The 17,313-nt window shown below is 43.0% G+C and carries 13 protein-coding genes; 5 read left to right on the top strand and 8 right to left on the bottom strand.

Going from position 1 to position 17,313, the window contains the following annotated elements; translation table 11 throughout:
* Positions 1-225: 225 nt before the first annotated feature.
* The 4 genes from HMPREF9304_RS10335 to HMPREF9304_RS10315 form a co-directional block, all read right to left on the bottom strand.
* Positions 226-1,872, bottom strand: coding sequence for a hypothetical protein (locus tag HMPREF9304_RS10335; protein WP_036928809.1), 1,647 nt, complete (start codon positions 1,870-1,872; stop codon positions 226-228).
* 141 nt (positions 1,873-2,013) lie between these two features.
* Positions 2,014-4,134, bottom strand: a complete 2,121-nt coding sequence (locus tag HMPREF9304_RS10330) for a TonB-dependent receptor (protein WP_081953696.1) — start codon at positions 4,132-4,134, stop codon at positions 2,014-2,016.
* Between the two features lie 291 nt (positions 4,135-4,425).
* Entirely contained in the window at positions 4,426-4,752 is a 327-nt protein-coding gene (locus tag HMPREF9304_RS10325; RefSeq protein ID WP_156104806.1) for a hypothetical protein, read from the bottom strand.
* Positions 4,753-5,477: 725 nt separating this feature from the next.
* On the bottom strand, positions 5,478-6,779 hold the full coding sequence (locus tag HMPREF9304_RS10315; RefSeq protein ID WP_036928803.1) for a histidine-type phosphatase: 1,302 nt from the start codon (positions 6,777-6,779) through the stop codon (positions 5,478-5,480).
* A gap of 231 nt (positions 6,780-7,010) precedes the next feature.
* Between HMPREF9304_RS10315 and HMPREF9304_RS10310 the strand changes: the two genes are divergently transcribed.
* The 5 genes from HMPREF9304_RS10310 to HMPREF9304_RS10290 all read left to right on the top strand — a co-directional run bounded on the left by HMPREF9304_RS10310 (position 7,011) and on the right by HMPREF9304_RS10290 (position 12,392).
* Positions 7,011-7,649 (top strand): hypothetical protein, encoded by a 639-nt coding sequence (locus HMPREF9304_RS10310; RefSeq protein WP_036928801.1) that lies wholly within the window; start codon positions 7,011-7,013, stop codon positions 7,647-7,649.
* A 182-nt stretch (positions 7,650-7,831) separates the two neighbouring features.
* A complete protein-coding gene (rpoN, locus tag HMPREF9304_RS10305) occupies positions 7,832-9,325 on the top strand; it encodes an RNA polymerase factor sigma-54 (protein ID WP_036928799.1) in 1,494 nt (497 codons plus the stop codon).
* A gap of 80 nt (positions 9,326-9,405) precedes the next feature.
* A complete protein-coding gene (locus HMPREF9304_RS10300; protein WP_036928796.1) occupies positions 9,406-10,026 on the top strand; it encodes a phosphatase PAP2 family protein in 621 nt (206 codons plus the stop codon).
* Positions 10,027-10,050: 24 nt separating this feature from the next.
* Positions 10,051-10,560: a 5-(carboxyamino)imidazole ribonucleotide mutase gene (purE, locus tag HMPREF9304_RS10295; RefSeq protein ID WP_028900851.1), complete on the top strand. Its 510-nt coding sequence runs from the start codon at positions 10,051-10,053 to the stop codon at positions 10,558-10,560.
* 14 nt (positions 10,561-10,574) lie between these two features.
* On the top strand, positions 10,575-12,392 hold the full coding sequence (locus HMPREF9304_RS10290) for a 4-hydroxy-3-methylbut-2-en-1-yl diphosphate synthase (RefSeq protein WP_036928792.1): 1,818 nt from the start codon (positions 10,575-10,577) through the stop codon (positions 12,390-12,392).
* A gap of 149 nt (positions 12,393-12,541) precedes the next feature.
* Here HMPREF9304_RS10290 and HMPREF9304_RS10285 read toward each other — a convergent pair whose 3' ends face one another.
* From HMPREF9304_RS10285 to HMPREF9304_RS10270, 4 genes are all read right to left on the bottom strand, one after another.
* Positions 12,542-14,173, bottom strand: coding sequence for a beta-N-acetylhexosaminidase (locus HMPREF9304_RS10285; protein ID WP_036928789.1), 1,632 nt, complete (start codon positions 14,171-14,173; stop codon positions 12,542-12,544).
* A gap of 214 nt (positions 14,174-14,387) precedes the next feature.
* The gene (locus HMPREF9304_RS10280; protein ID WP_231564514.1) at positions 14,388-15,659 is read right to left on the bottom strand and encodes a hypothetical protein; all 1,272 of its coding nucleotides are present in this window, start codon (positions 15,657-15,659) and stop codon (positions 14,388-14,390) included.
* 13 nt (positions 15,660-15,672) lie between these two features.
* Complete coding sequence (locus HMPREF9304_RS10275; protein WP_146026995.1) at positions 15,673-15,894, bottom strand: hypothetical protein; 222 nt, start codon at positions 15,892-15,894, stop codon at positions 15,673-15,675.
* A 17-nt stretch (positions 15,895-15,911) separates the two neighbouring features.
* Entirely contained in the window at positions 15,912-17,312 is a 1,401-nt protein-coding gene (locus HMPREF9304_RS10270; protein ID WP_036928783.1) for a RagB/SusD family nutrient uptake outer membrane protein, read from the bottom strand.
* Between the last annotated feature and the right edge of the window lies 1 nt (position 17,313).

The raw sequence follows: 17,313 nt of genomic DNA, 5'->3' as shown, positions 1-17,313 counted from the left end.
ACGATAAAATATTGTGATACAATCTATTATATAGCTATCGTATCTATTAAAAACCAGTTTATTTAATAAGAGCAAAGGTACATGAAATATAAGAACTTACAAAATAAATGATACGATTTATTTATCTGTAACCACGGCTCTTTCATTAAAAAAGGTAGTTTGCAGACAAAAACAATCATCAGTATTTGTTCAACAACGAATAAGATTTGCTTCAGTTACCGTTGCTCAAAACCAGAAACCCCTGCCATCGTGGACGGGAACATCAGCCATATTCCAATAAAACTCTGCCAAAGCGATTTTGATATCCTTGATACCAAAAGCCTTCATGAGCGATAGCACCGTCCTTTGGTCGTGTTCGGAAAGGTCTTTCAGCTGGGTACTTTCCACCAATTTTGGATTCTCCCAAACCGCAAGATCCAAGCCTTTTTCATTCCAGTCCATATACACGTTGACGGGAATCTTTATGGCTGGCATCCATGTCTCCTTTGCTTCTTGCTGTGAAGAGGGCGCATAAAAAGGAGAAGGCTTGTCTCCTACCCGTTTTGATTGGTGTGCTCGCATGAGTCGAATATTGAGTGTGAATTGCTTACGGCTACGCAAAAAAGTAAAAAATCCCTTGATACCTATCGGGTTGTCGTCGTCCAAGAATGCGGCATTGTCAAAGTGTACGGTCTTGTTCCAAGGCTTTGTGTCGCAGTAAGTGTATTGGAAGAAATCAGGATGGTTGCCATCCGCCTTCTCCTCTACCCCACCATACGACGGCTTTACGTCGCTCACGGTGAAGAAATGTTGATAGTGCTGGTCCTCTCCTCCATTGACTATCTGCCCCGTTATATCCTCATGTTTGTCGTTGAAATAACGTAAAGAGAAAGCATATCGCACAAATTTATCAGCATTTCCCATCACATTAACCGACGTAGGATTTGCCTTATCTGCCACCCATTGATTGTTTTCCAACGTATATTTCAACCGATACGATTTGCCCAAACATTGATTATTCTTTGAATATCCGTTTTGATGGAACGTCTTTTCGCCATGCAAATGTCCCTCATACACCTCTATTTCCACCGTTTTGGGTTGAAACAGCGATGCATCGAGGGGTTTCACGTCCCCTTGAGCCACCTGTCCGTCGACGTCAAAGGGTAGCGACACCGTTATATCCCACTGTCCAGTGGAGGTGAGAACCGCTGCAGGAAGATAGAAAGGTGACAACCGATTGTCCTTATCATATTTGCTCTGAGCCGCATGCAGCAAGTCAACTGACAGGTTGAACGCTTCACTCGGATGCACAATCTGCAACAACCCGTCAAATCCAACGGGGTTGGTAGCTCCCATGTCTACGCCCTTGTATTGGTCCACATAGCAATAATCGTAGGGCAATTGGCTCTTATCTGCCACGCGCGCCTTGCCTGTCTTACCCAACACTGTAGTGGTTTTGTACAGCGAAAAGAAGTGCTGGTGTATCTTATCTTGTCCCAAATCGAAGAACTGGTGATTGATTTTCTGCCCCTTGCTGTTATAATATTCAATGGACAGGTGGTACACCATCGCAGGATTCTCCTTGACACTCTTCACTTGAAAGTGCTTGAGTGCACTGCTCACGTGCCACCCTTCTTTGGGTGTTATTTCCCAAACGATTTGTTGTGCCGGCGTTGTCGATGGGGTAAAATCTGCCAACACCAACTGCTGGTTAAACGATTTGTTACCCTTGATGGACCCCTCTTGTAAGGTAAACACTGCTTTTACAGGGTCTTCGTGCAACTTATTTTTAATTTCATCCACAGCCTCTTCGGGCTTACACGATGTTACTACGAATACCAACAACATACAGAGGTATGCGAAAACGGTTGAAAATATGGTCTTTGTTCTCATTGTTTTTTTATTTTGATTATGTTTGTTTTTTATAAAATGATGAATGCGGTTATCGTTATTGATGAACCCATTAACTAATAACTTGTCAACTTGTTCACTTGTCTACTCGTCAACTACCAACTTGTCTACTCGTCAACTACCTCAATTCAACTTCCAACGAAGGGTGCAACGAATGTCTCTCCCAAGGTCATGGGCGTAATAACGACTCCGATTGGTGTACTCCTTATATAATTGATTCAACACATTGGTTCCTTCAAACAACAAAGATAGTTGTTGACGATGAGGCATTTTCCAGGTAACGCCACAGTTAAAGCCCACCAAATGATATGCCGCAGGAGTATCGTCTGTTAGGTCGGTAGCCGCATTAAACCTGCGTTGCTTAGCCACATAGCGATGTTCAATACCCACAGAAGGCTGCCATAAGCCACGAAAAGAGGGTGTCCAAGTGAGCTGTTGCGTGAACTTAAACGACGGAATGTACGGCAAATATGCCTTTGTTCGTTGTTCGTTTGCCCATATCCATGAACCATAAACCCTATAATCGAGCGTCTGTAGCGGATAAAGATGCACGTCCACATCCACCCCACGAAACAAGGCATTGGTTTGAACATACTGAAACACAGGATATGCCCCCGATACTACTACCACGTTTTGCCGTGTAGGATAATCGTAAATATAATGATTGATCCACTGTAAATACGCATCTATACGAGCATGTATCCAAGAATCATGATAACATAACGACGTAACCCACTTGTAACTTTGCTCGGAACGCAACGTAGAATCGCCTTTCACAAACGTGCCAGAACTTAGTTCATTGCCATTACTGTACAATTCATAGACATGCGGTGCACGCCATGCCATGCCAAAATTGGTCGCCAATGTCAACAGATTTCCTAAATGCTGATGACCTCCTAACGTGAAAGTAACATTTTCAAAATGCCTGTTGCCCCCATATCGATGACCTGTCCAATCGTATCCATCGGCACGAGTAAGCTGATTGTCATAACGCACACCTGCCTCTGTCCCCCAGATATCGCCCAAATACTTAGCGATGGCATATGTGCCAAATGTTGTTTCTGTATAGTTGGGTATTACTGGTACAACGCCAGTACCACGCTCATTGCTGTTCTTCATGAGCATACCTTGTACTCCCCACTCGGCTTTCCAGCGATTGAACAACCTGCTACCGTGCAACTGACTTTGCAGTGACTGCAAACGTAAACTAACAGAAGGTATGTCCGAATGGTTCATTCTCCTAATTCTGTTTTCACGTCTGTCATCTGCTTGATAGGTGGTTTCCCAACTCCATTTCATGGAAGATGACGGACGATAATAAACATTAAAGAAAGCCGAATGGTGTGCTACACGCTGAAAGGGATAATCTATTTGATACGTAAAAGGCGTAAACTCAACCGGTTGACCTATCCTGATGCGCTCTTGCAACAGCTGCTCGTTACCCATTTGCGCACTACGCATCACCCCCATTTTTTGCCAAAACAAGCTGTACCCCGTTTCAAATTTCCACGGATCTCGTTGATACCCCAACGAGAAAGCAGCGTTGCGTTGTCGCATACCCGTGTTGTTGAGCAGATAAGCCGCTGTACTTCGGTCGCCCGACTGTTCAAAAGTGCCTTGCAAGCTCCACGCTATTTGGCGATTAAAAGGCAGCGTTCCTTGTATTTGTCCTACCGTTCCCATCTGCCGTCCGTTGCTTCCATAGTAGCTCATCACGTCGGCTTGCACACCTTTCGAGCCATAGGGCAAGGGTTTGGCATTCATCAAAATGATACCACCCAATGCTTCCGCACCATATCTCACCGACTCAGAGCCTTTCACTACCACCACATCGTTGAAGGCATTCTTGTCTATTTCCGGCGCATGGTCTATCCCCCACTGCTGTCCAGTAAGCTTTGCTCCCCTACTCACTACCAATATTCGGTTGCCATACATGCCATGTATCACAGGTTTTGCCACACTCGCACCGGTTTGGAGCATGCTCACCCCACTGACATTCTCTAACATCGACGCCAAAGACTTACCTGCCGCACGAGCAATGTCATCGTGAGTAAGCGTGGTACTGATACTATTGGGCGTTACTAATTGTCGTTTACTCTTCACCACTACCTCGCCCAAAGTAATGGTATCTTTTAGGTGTTGCCGAGGTATGTGTTCTACATCCTGCGCATTCACCAACGTACTATTGCTCATCACCATACACGACAATAGGATGACAAGCCATAATTTTTCCTTTTTATTCATTTGTATAATTTCTCCTTTTCATTCAATAGGCATCGCCTCAGCCATTCAATCATGATTGAATGGCCTTCAGTTGGCACTATTTTTTAATAAAACAGACTGCGCCTCAATATAGAAAGTAAACGCTCTCTATGCTCGGCTTGCACTGTTTTTGCATAAAAAATACTTCGCCTTAGCAATTTCAGGCAAGCCTGATTGCGTTCGGCTCGTACTCTTTTTGCATAAAATAGTGGTATGAATATCATCATTCTTCAGACGAAAGAATGCTCTCTCATCTGAAGTATGAATTATAAATTATGAATTATGAATTAAAAAAGGGGGCGAATGTGCGTTTATCTCCACAGGCTGGCGATAAACGATTTGTTCTGCAAGAAGTGGTTGAAGTACATGCTTAACAAGCAACACAGGCTGCCAAACAAAGAGTTTGGGCATGCTCATCTTGCACAGATCAAAGTTACAAATGTAGCAATATGACTGTACAGATGCATGATGTTGCTCTATTTTATCAAAATGTGGAACTGGTGAGGTGTGCGCATGAAAGTCTTTGACAAAGAGAGCTAAGATGAAGGTCAGCACCATCATCCACGCCATCAATATTCGTTTGAATTTACTTGTTGTCATCCGCACTCACAAGAGCCTATGTTATCTAAAAAGCAAAAGTAGACAAAAAAAAATGGCTACTATGACGTATTGTCACCATTTAATGCTTATTTTTTGATAATCTTAACAGACTACTTCGTATATTACATTTTCATTAATACTAATTCAACCAATGGGTTGATGCAACGAAAAAACGCCACCTATAAAAATAGGGGACACGTTGCAGGGAAGGCTTATTAATGCTGAATTATCTTTACAAAGTGCCTCTCATAACTCGCATATTTGCAACCAACTTCAAAGTTGTTCGCAAATACGCGAGTTATGAGAAACGTTTGTAATTCGTTGTTATTGAACACGTTACAACAAACCCACCTCTTTTCTTTCGTATTTTTACCGCTCTTTTGCGATTGAAGCATTGAGATAAGCCTGCAATTTGCATGCTTTAATGCCGTTGAAGCATGTGAATAACACCTCTAATACATGTTTCCAAGAGCGTAAAATCAATGATTCAGCTTGAAAAGGCGTTTATTTTGTGAAAATCAGCCCATTTTTGTTGTGCGTTTGCCTATTAAATTTTTCTATTTTGAAGATTTTGGATGACCGTTTTTTGGTAAAATAATAGGACAAATACGTCTAACACTCTCACCAAGAATAATGAGGAGTCATTTGATTACATATAAAAACCTGTCTGCTACAAAACTTAGCAGACAGGTTTTTATATGTTGGGTGAAAGGTTCCTTGGATAACTATTTTTGACAACCACGCACTTGGAAATTGTCTATTTTAGCTAAGTAATACGCCTTGAAGTCTTGCCAATGATAATAGGGAGCAATAGCAGAAGGAAGAGGCAGGGTGGCTTCGTTCTCATTCAGAAGTACTTTTACAAGGATGTCGTGTGGGCGCTTTTGCGAACGATAGAACACGAATTGCAGGTTGCAAGCCATAGGGAAAATACGATAATCTAACCAATTTTCATCGTCTAACCGTTCCAAGTCTTCTACTTCCTTGTCGTAGCCGTCAATGCCTAACAAGCATACCAAAGGCATTACCATGGTGTCGTGGCCATAACGAAGCGTTGCGCCTGGGTGAGAAAGTGCCACACAACTATCTGCCTCGGTAATGATGCGGCGCAGCAACAACCGTTGAGAATAGGGCTGAACAGCACCATTGAGTGGCGACGGACCGTAATTGATGTACCACCAAGCATTGGTTTTGAGCCAAGCGTCATACAACTCATCGTGAGTAAAGAGAGGGAGTAATGAGATCTGATGACGCAGTTCGGTGCTCTGAACATTGCAGGCAAGGTTGTAAAGTTGGTAGTTGAAATCGGTTGCATTCACGCTATCTCGCCAATATAACTCGTCATTAAAAATTCTATTCATCACCCCTACATGGTTATCATGCTTGCGTGCAAAGGCATCATAAATATCCTTCACCTTGCCAGGCATTTTGTTTTTATATAGAGCCGTGTCGCCATACACCAAATAGGGCATATCGTGTTCACTCGCATCATGCGTAATTTGCAGTTGTGGATTGATGCGTATGAGTTGATGTAACGCATTCTCCATCGACAAGATGCATCGCACAACGGTGCTACTCTTAGCGTCTACATGCGTTTTTCCACGAAAAACTTCTGGAAAACGCTCGTACATTCGCCGTGCAATTTGTTGGTGTTGCTCGGCTCCACGCAAGGTTAGCTCACCCAATCTTCCCTTTGCCTCATTACAAATCATGGTTACTTTGCGCAACACCTCTTTGCCTGTGGGGGTCAGTTCTCCCAAACTGTCGGCATGCTGCAACGTATGAAGCGGACTGCTATAGTCGGTTGGTTCGATAAGATAACGCGAACCGTGTCGCCCATAATGACTTATATAAAAAGGAACATAACCCTTTGGTGCTGGTGTCAACTTGGCTTGTAACGGTCCCGGATAAGCATAATAGCCATTGGCAGCCAATAATGGGTTTTGTAATATCTCTGTCTTTGAACGCTGGGCATACACAACCGTGTAGCTAACTGCCAGTAAAAGGAGGATAAAATATTTCTTCATCGTCTTAGTCTTTGAGTCTATACCACTTACAAAAGTAATGTTTTTAACGAGAAAAGCAAACCAGTTTTCTTATTTTCATCAGCGATGATTGGTAAAAAACCAAAGCATTTGCTTTACGTTTTGCAAAAGAAATAGTATCTTTGCCTAACTGTCAATGCCCTAACAAACCAAAGATGAGAGTTTGTTTGGAGGATTGCAGAACGACAAGTCAACTACTATCAAACCTTTTCTATGCATTACTTATGGTCTGACGATTATTGGTTGCTCCTGATGCAACTTTACCTTAAGAAACCAATAGGTATAAAACCCTTGTACTCACGTGCCATGGTAGATCTTAGCTTAGCACTTCATATCCCCCCGCAGGCATTGTATGAGCAGATGTTCAAACTGCGACGATTGGACACACCTCGCTTGGAAAAGCTTTGGAAAGATTATACCACGCATCCTAACAAATTGACTCGTGATGTAAAACGCTTAAGGAAGATGCACGGATTTGGGCAACCTGAGACCTTTTATGATGGAGTAGAAATCAACAAATCGTTCGAGCAAGACTTTCAACCACTGAAAGAGGATGAAGAGTTAATGCCTATCATGCTCATTATCATCCTCGACTTGTATTTTCGCCTCATTCCTATGACCATGGTAAGCGACACGCCAGAGATTATTAAATTGGCAAAACAGATGCGTCTCAAACCCCAAAAAGTGGTAGAAGTCATGGAAGTATTCCAGTTTTGTGATCCCTATCTGAATAGCGAAAATTTACTCATACATCCACTATTGGCTCCTTGTCAGGAGATTTGGCAACGATATGGCAACACGAATCCCGAACAGTTAGCTGCCTTAGCCAGTCAATTGAAAGACTACTTCTAAAAACAGTTGACAACGACAAGAATAGAGCCATTGGCACGAAGAGACGAAAGAGGGGGCGGCACCTCTTAAATAAAAACCAAAAACAAATGGTTTATAGCAAATTCTTTTGTATTTTTGCATGGACATAAAACGCCTCTTTCATTCTTGAAAAAGAACGCATTTAAGAATAGCTAATAAGCATTATGGCTCAAAAACTCATACAGACACAGAAGCAAACTCAACAACAAGTGCAACGCCTCTCGCAACAACAAATGCTACAGGTGAAGCTCTTGGAGATGCCATTGACTGAATTAGAAGAGAGCGTAAATGCTGAATTGGATGATAACCCCGCATTAGAGAAGTCGGAATACGAAGATACTCCTGCCCATGACCATGAGCATGAAGAAGAACAAGAGGAAAACTTTGAACAGAAAATCGAAAGAGAAGAACGAGAAGACGCTTTGGACAAAGCATTGGAAAATATTGGCAGAGACGATGAAATGCCACAAACCTACACAGGATACCATACCAACAACAATGCAGAATACGAAGAGATAGTGTATGGAGACGCTACCTCTTTCTACGATAAGTTGAAAGAACAGATGGGTATGGAGCATCTAACGGATGAGCAACAGTATGTCATGGAATATCTTATTGGCTCGCTTGATGATGACGGATATTTAAGAAAAGAGATAGATACGATTAGTGACGAACTGGCAGTTTACCATAACATTGACGTATCTACAAAGCAGATAGAAAACGTGTTATCCATACTTCAAAGCTTTGATCCAGCTGGCATTGGTGCTCGTTCATTACAAGAATGTCTCTTGTTACAAATAAAAAGACGCCCTGACGACAAGCTCAAAGAAATCTTATGGCAAGTCATTGCAAACCATTTTGAAGCCTTTACCAAAAAACATTGGGACAAAATTCAAAGTAACATGGGATTAACAGACTTGCAAATAGAAGCTGTTCAAGAGGAAATTCTAAAACTAAATCCCAAGCCAGGGGCGTCGTTGGGCGAGACATTAGGCAGGAACGTTCAGCAAATAACACCCGACTTCATTGTTGAAGTAAATGATGACGATTCTATATCTTTTACCCTTAATCAGGGAAACATTCCCGAATTGACCATCTCTCCCATGTTTTCTGATATGGTAGATACGTACAGAACCAACAAGGGGAACATGAATCGACAAGAGAAAGAAGCACTCCTGTACGCCAAACAGAAGGTGGACAAAGCACAAGGATATATAGAAGCTATCAAGCAACGACGACATACACTCTACGTAACGATGAGAGCCATTATCAATTGGCAACGGGCTTTTTTCTTAGATGGCGATGAGACCGACTTGAAACCGATGATTCTAAAAGACATAGCCGACCAAACTGGATTGGATATTTCGACCATCTCGCGCGTCAGTAACTTGAAATATGCGCAAACAAAGTGGGGTACTTTTCCGCTAAAATTCTTCTTTACCGATGGCTATATCACCGAAGAGGGCGAAGAACTCTCCACTCGAAAAATCAAATTAGCATTGAAAGAAGTCATTGAACACGAAGACAAACGCAAGCCGATGAGTGATGAATCGTTAGCCAAAGAAATGAAAAAACGAGGATATCCCGTAGCACGACGCACCATAGCGAAGTATAGAGAACAGTTGGGCATATCTGTTGCTCGCCTTAGAAAAGAATAAATGCAGCCTTGCATGCGAAACACAAAGCAGCAAGTCATGATAGATACGATTCGTCATACAATGATGACGAATAATAAAAAATGAAAGAAAAAAACATTATCTTAACCGCTCGTGTGATGAGTATCGTCTTCACACCGTTCTATCTACCTATCTTAGGACTGATAGCTCTATTCTTCATGAGTTATCTGAGCAACTTAGTGCCTTGGTATTACAAGCTAACCGTCATCATGATGGTGTACCTTTTTACGGTTCTTCTCCCCACACTTCTAATCCACCTCTACCGTAAATATCAAGGCTGGACACTCATTGAGCTGGGTGTAAAAGAGAGGCGCATGGTTCCCTACATTATTTCAATCGTGTGCTACTTCGTGTGTTATTACATCATGAACTTGTATCACATTCCACATTTCATCAGTAGTATCCTCGTTACTGCCCTCGCCATTCAAATTATCTGTGCGTTGATCAACGTCTGGTGGAAGATATCTACACACTCAGCAGCTATCGGTGGCGTTACAGGAGCATTGCTCGCATTTGCTTTGATGTTCCAGTTTAATCCCATTTGGTGGCTATGTTTATCGTTATTGGTGGCAGGATTGGTAGGTACCAGTCGTATGATTCTAAGGCAACACAGCCTGTCTCAAGTCATTATTGGCTTTGTGGTTGGCCTCGTAGCCGCCTTCTACATTATTTTAGCAATATAAGAAACACATTAAAACCCTAAAAATATGAAACCATTAGTGAGCATTATCATGGGTAGCACAAGTGACCTACCCGTTATGGAGAAAGCCTGTAAATTCCTCAATGACTTGAAAATACCATTCGAAGTCAATGCGTTATCGGCTCATCGAACACCTGCTGCCGTTGAAACATTTGCCAAAGAAGCCGCAGGTAGAGGCATTAAAGTTATCATTGCTGCAGCAGGAATGGCAGCAGCCTTACCAGGTGTGATTGCTGCCAACACTACATTACCCGTCATTGGTGTACCCATCAAGGGGATGTTAGACGGTTTAGACGCCATGCTCAGCATCATTCAGATGCCTCCAGGCATCCCAGTAGCAACGGTAGGTGTAAATGGAGCCATGAATGCAGCTATCCTTGCCGTCGAGATGTTGGCACTCTCAGATGAAGCCATTGCGCAAAAGATGAAAGAACACAAGGCTGGCTTAGGCGCAAAGATACAGAAAGCAAATGCCGATTTGTCTGCTATCAAGGACTACGAGTTCAAGACTAATTAAGGAAATATGCTAACATGATAGATCTTTTTAATTACCATCGTCGTGAGTCCTCTGTTGTACACGTGGGCAATATCACGATTGGTGGAGATAGTCCGATACGCATTCAGTCGATGACTACCACGGATACAAATGATACGGAGGCTTGCGTTGAGCAAGCCGAACGTATCATACAAGCAGGTGGCGAGTTGGTTCGACTCACTACACAAGGCAGAAGAGAGGCAGAAAACTTGAAGAACATCCATGCTGCATTACATGCAAAGGGGCATCATACACCATTAGTTGCCGATGTTCACTTTAATGCTAACGTGGCTGATGTGGCAGCTGAATACACCGAGAAAGTGCGTATTAACCCGGGCAACTATGTAGATCCTGCCAGAAAGTTTATTCAAATAGCTTATACTGACGAGGAATATGCACAGGAACTCAAAAAGATTGAAGACCGTTTTGTGCCGTTCCTCAACATCTGCAAAGCCAACCATACCGCCATTCGCATTGGTGTAAACCACGGTTCGCTATCCGACAGAATACGCAACCGATACGGTGATACGCCCGAAGGCATTGTAGAAAGTTGCATGGAGTTTTTGCGCATCTGCAAAAAAGAGCAATTTAAGGATGTCGTCATCTCTATCAAATCCAGCAATACCATTGTCATGGTTCAGTCGGTACGTTTATTGGTCGATGCCATGGACAAAGAAGATATGCACTATCCTTTGCACTTAGGGGTGACGGAAGCTGGCGAAGGCGAAGACGGACGCATCAAGAGTGCAGTCGGCATTGGTGCTTTATTGGCAGACGGCATTGGCGATACCATCAGGGTGTCATTGTCCGAAGAACCCGAATGCGAGATACCTGTAGCAAAACACATCGTCAATTACATTACCAAACGTGCAGGACATCTCTTGATTCCTGCAGAACAAAACAAGAACTTCAGTTACTTGCATCCTACACGACGCAAGACACGTGCTGTTGGCAACATCGGTGGAAACAACAAACCCATTGTCATTGCCTCGAATGAGGGAGTTAAAGCCGATTATATTTACACGGGACCAAAGGTTCCTGCCAACCGTCAAAACCACAAATACATTGTCGATTACAGCGAATATCATAGCGAGAAACATACCTACCCCATTTTTCCAGCCATGGCAATGCCCTTTATCGGCAGCATGAGGTCGGACATCAAGTTCTTAGTCTTACAGTATGGAACGCCAGTAGAAGAGTATGTAGCATGCTTAAAGGCACATCCCGAGGTTGTTGTAGTATGTGTGAGCAATCACCAGAACCGCTTAGGAGAGCAACGTGCCTTGCTTCATGAAATCATGAACAACGGTGTTGACAACCCTGTTGTTATTGCCCAAATGTATCGACACGATGAAAAGAACGCTTTTCAACTTGATGCTGCGGTCGACATGGGTGCCTTGATGGTCGACGGATTTGTGGATGGTATATGGCTCATGAATGATGGACAATTGCCCCATAGCGTGTTAGAAGAGACGGCATTCAATATTTTGCAAGCCGGACGGTTGCGGATGAGCAAGACCGAATACATCAGTTGTCCTGGCTGCGGACGTACGTTGTACGATTTGCAAGATACCATTGCGCAAATCAAAGATGCCACAAAAGAAATGAAAGGGCTCAAAATTGGAATTATGGGCTGTATCGTCAATGGACCCGGAGAAATGGCGGATGCCGACTACGGTTATGTAGGAGCAGGTCCGGGAAAGGTATCTCTCTACAGAAAACAAACGTGTGTCAAGAAGAATATACCTACCGAAGAGGCTGTAGAGCAATTATTAAAGCTCATTCATGACGACCAGAAAAAGGAAAACTCATGAACATTTGATATCAATTGAATAGCGCTATTCGGCACAGCGCAAAGAGAGAAGCCATTTGTGTACAGTTGAAGATACATGGATTTGTATTGCTCACCTACACAAATGGCTTTTTATGTGATTCCTTCACAGAGGGTTTCGCTCCTGATGGATTACCACCTGTTCCTGTTAAAATGATACCTTTCGGGCCATAGGTGCAAGGCATAGGTGTAACCCTCGTGGTCGTAAACCTTTGCCAAGCGATATAAACGCTTTACGAAGGCTTGGTAATTCTTTTGAGATACAGGCATCCACTGCACCTCTGCCATAGCTGCCATGCGTGGCAAAAGCATGTATTCTGCCTGTTGGGTATAAGGAATATATTCTGTCCACAAATTGGCTTGTGCACCAATGATATGCTGCTTGGCTTTCGTAGATAATGTATCGGGGGCTGGATCAAAGCTATAAACCTTCTCCACAGGCAGATATCCACCCCATGCCATGGGTTCGTTGCGTGTCTGGTCGGTTTGATAATAATCAAAATAAGCAAACTCCGTCGGTGACATAATCACATCATGCCCATCGGCTGACGCCTTGTTACCATTAGAAACACCACGCCAACTCATAATGGTTGCACTGGGATTGATGTCTCCTTCCAAGATTTCATCCCACCCTATGATAATTTTTCCTTTGCTATTAAGATATTTCTCCATGCGTTTGGTAAAATAGGCTTGCAGTTGGTGCGTATCAATACCTTCGCGTTTGGCTAATGCTTGACATTTTGGACATACTTTCCAGTAATCGCGTGGCGTTTCATCTCCGCCAATGTGGAACTCTTTCGCTGGGAAAATTGGTACCAGCTCGTCGATGATATCTTCTAAAAATGGATATATTTTCTCATTCCCCAAGCATAGTACATCCAAATAAATACCCCATCCAAAGCCAACCTCGTACGGACCACCAGTACACCCTAATTCTGGAAAAGTGGCGAGTGCCGCCATCATGTGACCAGGCATATCAATCTCTGGAATTACCTTAATATGGCGCTGGCGTGCATATTCTACAATTTCTCGTGCCTCTTCCTGCGTATAATAGCCACCATAAGGCGTACCATCATCCAAATCAGAGTCGCGACCTATCACTGTACGCTGACGAACAGAACCTATTTTAGTCAGTTCAGGATATTTCTTGATTTCTATGCGCCAACCTTGATCGTCCGTTAAATGCCAATGAAAAGTATTCATGTTGTGCAATGCCAACAGGTCGATGAATTTCTTTACAAACGAAACGGGGAAGAAATGCCGCGCACAATCGAGCATCATGCCACGATAACCAAATCGGGGTTCATCATCAATCTCAACGGCTGGAAACACGATAGCATCTTGATGAATCTCTTCCGCCAATGACTTTCTGAGAGTCTGAATACCATAAAACACTCCCTTAGGTGTCTTTCCGGTCACACGAATGGTCTTGTTAGAGACGGAGATGTGATAAGCCTCATCTCCTTTCAATTTCTTATCGAGCGCAAGGACGATGCAACCGTTCTTTGCACGTTTATCGTTGGTTACCGATACTTCTTTGTTAGTCATAGACTTGAAGTACTGTGCAAGGAACTGGGCATTGCGTTTCATCGCTTCGTCTGCACCAGCATACACAATGAGTGTACCATCGGTAAGGTTGAAACCTTGTCCCTTTACCAGCTTAATAGATTGTGGAAGAGGTACCACTTCATAATTGGCAATACCTGCATACGACTGTAAAAATAGAGTAGTTAGCAGCATGATGCATAAAATTCGTTTCATCATTAACAACAATCTTTTTAGGTTTTAATAAATAGAAAAATGGGGTTTTTAATCCATCTACTGGCAAAGTTACGCTTTTTTATTGGATTTGCGCCATTTTAACACAATGGTTTCCTCACGTATCTCACAAGGATAGGAAACAAAAATAGACTGTATTGGCGAGCAAAACAGTTTGTTTTGGTTCGCAATACAGTCTATTTTCTGTCCTTGACCTAATTTACTTTATTTGCTTGAAATGTAACCTAATCGGAGCGTCCAACATATAAGGTGGTTCTGAAGAAGAATATTTCATTGATTCCACTAATTCATGCCAACTTGGTTCAGTAGGTTCAATATCATAAATAGATACTTCTAAGATTTTTTCCTTTTGTGGGGTCTTCAACAAACGGAAACCTATGAGAGCTTTACGCACATTGGTATGCGCCTTATCAAAGGCGACATTCACCTTCTCCAACTCATACTCAGTGAGTGAAATCGTTGGAGGACGACCGACAGCACCCTCAAAGAAGAGGGACTGACGCTCACCCACAAACTTCGCTTTCGTAGGAGCTATAAAGTAATTCTTCAGTTTGCCATCGAAATGAGGAGTCAACCGATAGCCTTCGGCAGGTGTTCCTTCGAGTTCCATTCGATCGGTCTGCACGGTGTCTATGAGTACGGCAGGGTCGTATCCAAAAGAGTTAACAAACCAGTCTTTATTGGTAATTCCTTGGAAACTCCACTTGCCCGACAAGTTGTCTGGACCCACGATGCGAATATCTGTGGTAGGATTGGTGCCTGGCAGCAAACCTGTATTCTCTGCTAAACGTAGGATAATATGGTCTTTCCCTTTTTCGTATTTTAAAAATTCAAGGGTTACCGTACCTGTGTTCTTTCCAGCGCGGAACACTGCCTGCTTCGCATCGTTCATAAATTTGAAGTGAACACCCTCTTGCGCGGTAGAAGCTGGATCGACCACCACGTCGAGTCTTGTCTTTTTACTAAACGTAAATTTACTTCCACGAGCGGTTTTTAGGTGTATCACACAATCGCGCGTCAACCCCAACTCACCCTCTTTGTCTTCAAAGCTATAGATGTTTTGCCCCAAGAGTTCTACTTCTATATAATTGAGCGCACCTATTTTAACGCCTTCTACTGGTAACAACGTCAATAAGAAGGATTTAGGTTTGGACACCGCTTTACGCGTCACCTTCAGATAAGCTACCGAGTCGCCCTTGTTGAGGGTAAATGCGCTATCAGAAAGTTCGTAGTCTTGATGCAATACAGCATTGGATGAAGAGGACAAACGATAAGGAATGCGTACGGTTGATGCCGCTTTTCCTTCGGTGACAATAGCCACAATAACCGTATCGCCCACCACATTACCTAAGATATAACGTGGCTCTTCCAAGCTCAACTCGGTATGATAATTGATCGATTCGTCTTTCGAACATGACACCACAACCAGTGCCAGTATCAATAGAAAGAATCGGATAAATGTTTTCTTCATTGTCATCATAATTTTAATGATTGTTGGTTGACTTATTATATTCATCCTTAATGGCATCCACCTCTTGTTTATCGGCGGAAGACAAATCCTCTGGCTCAGGCATTTTATATACCTTTTTCAGGTAAGTACTTGTTTCGCGTGGAGGAACCTCATCTTCCTGTTGACAGGATACAGACCCCATTGCTGTCATCAACATGATGACCGCAGGAAGAAATATTTTGAGATATTGTTTCATCTTCATTATCATTTTAATTAGTAAGTAATGATTTTGTCATACCCTGGGTTCTGTTTCAAACCGCTGATTTTCTCTATTTCGGCAATAGGGATGGGGAAAGTGTACATGAACTTGCGTGTGGTGTACTTCAAAGACTGGTAAGCTGTCCAGAATTCAGGTGTTCCATTGCGCTTTAACTCAAAGAATCTGTCTCCCTCTAAAAACAACTCTTTACGTCTTTCCTGTAAGATGGCAGAAATCAAAGGATTGAGAGGCTTACCCTCAGCGTCCTCCTGAATCACCTCATAGGAATTAGCAGGAGGCAGCGTTGCCATGGTCCATGCTTGCGCATCTTTTACACGCGCCAACCGAAGGTCATTGAGTTCGGCTAAAGCCTCGTTTGTTTTGCCCAAATGGTAATAGCTTTCAGCTTGCATGAGTTTCAGCTCTTCGGAGCGCAACCCACAGAAGAATGTTTTGACTGCCACACGTTCAGGGGTGACATAGAATTTGTAACGAACATCTTTTGCCGTGTCAGCGACACTAAAACTATTCAAAAAACGAATACTTACTGGGCGGTATTTGATTTCTGTCGTAGTGGCAAGGAAATCCTGATTATTCCCCGAAGACGTACTGTAAGCCTTGATGAGCTGGTTTGACCCTACTTTGAAAGGCGTACCCATCACCTCTTTATAATTATTGATTTGAAGAATTGGATAGGCTTTTAACAGTTCGGCTGTCAACGGAAGCACTTTACTCCACTGCTCTGTCCAAAAATACAATCGAGCTAAATAGCCCTTACAGACAGGCTCTGTAAAGCGGTACAACGCATCGGTGGAATGATAATTGATTGATTTTTTCAAATCAGCTTCGATGAAGTCGACCGTAGCTTGCATTGAACTTCGCAACGGGCGGTCTTCAAGATTGAAGGTCTGAACCAATGCCAAACCTAACTGATTGTCCATATTGCCTTTCTCTGGTGCTTCACAAAAGTAACGCAACAGCTGATAATAACACACAGCACGCAAGCCATAAGCTGTTGCCAAGATAGTGTTGGCAGCTTTAGTGCCGTCATCATCAAGGTTGTCAATGACAATATTACAATCGCGAATGACCTGATAGAGTTGTTCATATTTGCCCGCTGCATACGTTCCACCGACAAGATTACCCACATAAAATGGCAGTCCTTGACCGCTGTTAGCAGTGAGACAAGCCTCAAAATCATCTCCACATCCAGCATCTAAATTCACAATGGTACCCACATTATCGATGAAGCCAGTGGAGCCGCCTTCGTCCATGTCATTGAGATGACTATGAAGGAGCGCTGAAAACTCTTCAGGAGTTTTAGGTACAGTCTTTCCATAAGGTTTGATATCCAAGTATTTGTCGCAGGATACAAGCGACATGGCTACGAGAATTATAAAATATATCTTTTTCATA

Source organism: Hoylesella timonensis S9-PR14 (assembly GCF_000762405.1).
In the GTDB taxonomy this organism is placed as follows: Bacteria; Bacteroidota; Bacteroidia; order Bacteroidales; family Bacteroidaceae; genus Prevotella; species Prevotella timonensis_A.
The sequence above is the reverse complement of the archived record's forward strand: the minus strand, read 5'-3'. Positions and strand labels throughout refer to the sequence as shown.

Excerpts from the sequence above, each read along its gene's own strand:
- HMPREF9304_RS10335 (WP_036928809.1), bottom strand. The coding sequence starts at position 1,872 with ATGAGAACAAAGACCATATTTTCAACCGTTTTCGCATACCTCTGTATG.
- HMPREF9304_RS10330 (WP_081953696.1), bottom strand. The coding sequence starts at position 4,134 with ATGAATAAAAAGGAAAAATTATGGCTTGTCATCCTATTGTCGTGTATG.
- HMPREF9304_RS10325 (WP_156104806.1), bottom strand. The coding sequence starts at position 4,752 with ATGACAACAAGTAAATTCAAACGAATATTGATGGCGTGGATGATGGTG.
- HMPREF9304_RS10315 (WP_036928803.1), bottom strand. The coding sequence starts at position 6,779 with ATGAAGAAATATTTTATCCTCCTTTTACTGGCAGTTAGCTACACGGTT.
- HMPREF9304_RS10310 (WP_036928801.1), top strand. The coding sequence starts at position 7,011 with ATGCATTACTTATGGTCTGACGATTATTGGTTGCTCCTGATGCAACTT.
- rpoN (WP_036928799.1), top strand. The coding sequence starts at position 7,832 with ATGGCTCAAAAACTCATACAGACACAGAAGCAAACTCAACAACAAGTG.
- HMPREF9304_RS10300 (WP_036928796.1), top strand. The coding sequence starts at position 9,406 with ATGAAAGAAAAAAACATTATCTTAACCGCTCGTGTGATGAGTATCGTC.
- purE (WP_028900851.1), top strand. The coding sequence starts at position 10,051 with ATGAAACCATTAGTGAGCATTATCATGGGTAGCACAAGTGACCTACCC.
- HMPREF9304_RS10290 (WP_036928792.1), top strand. The coding sequence starts at position 10,575 with ATGATAGATCTTTTTAATTACCATCGTCGTGAGTCCTCTGTTGTACAC.
- HMPREF9304_RS10285 (WP_036928789.1), bottom strand. The coding sequence starts at position 14,173 with ATGATGAAACGAATTTTATGCATCATGCTGCTAACTACTCTATTTTTA.
- HMPREF9304_RS10280 (WP_231564514.1), bottom strand. The coding sequence starts at position 15,659 with ATGAAGAAAACATTTATCCGATTCTTTCTATTGATACTGGCACTGGTT.
- HMPREF9304_RS10275 (WP_146026995.1), bottom strand. The coding sequence starts at position 15,894 with ATGAAACAATATCTCAAAATATTTCTTCCTGCGGTCATCATGTTGATG.
- HMPREF9304_RS10270 (WP_036928783.1), bottom strand. The coding sequence starts at position 17,312 with ATGAAAAAGATATATTTTATAATTCTCGTAGCCATGTCGCTTGTATCC.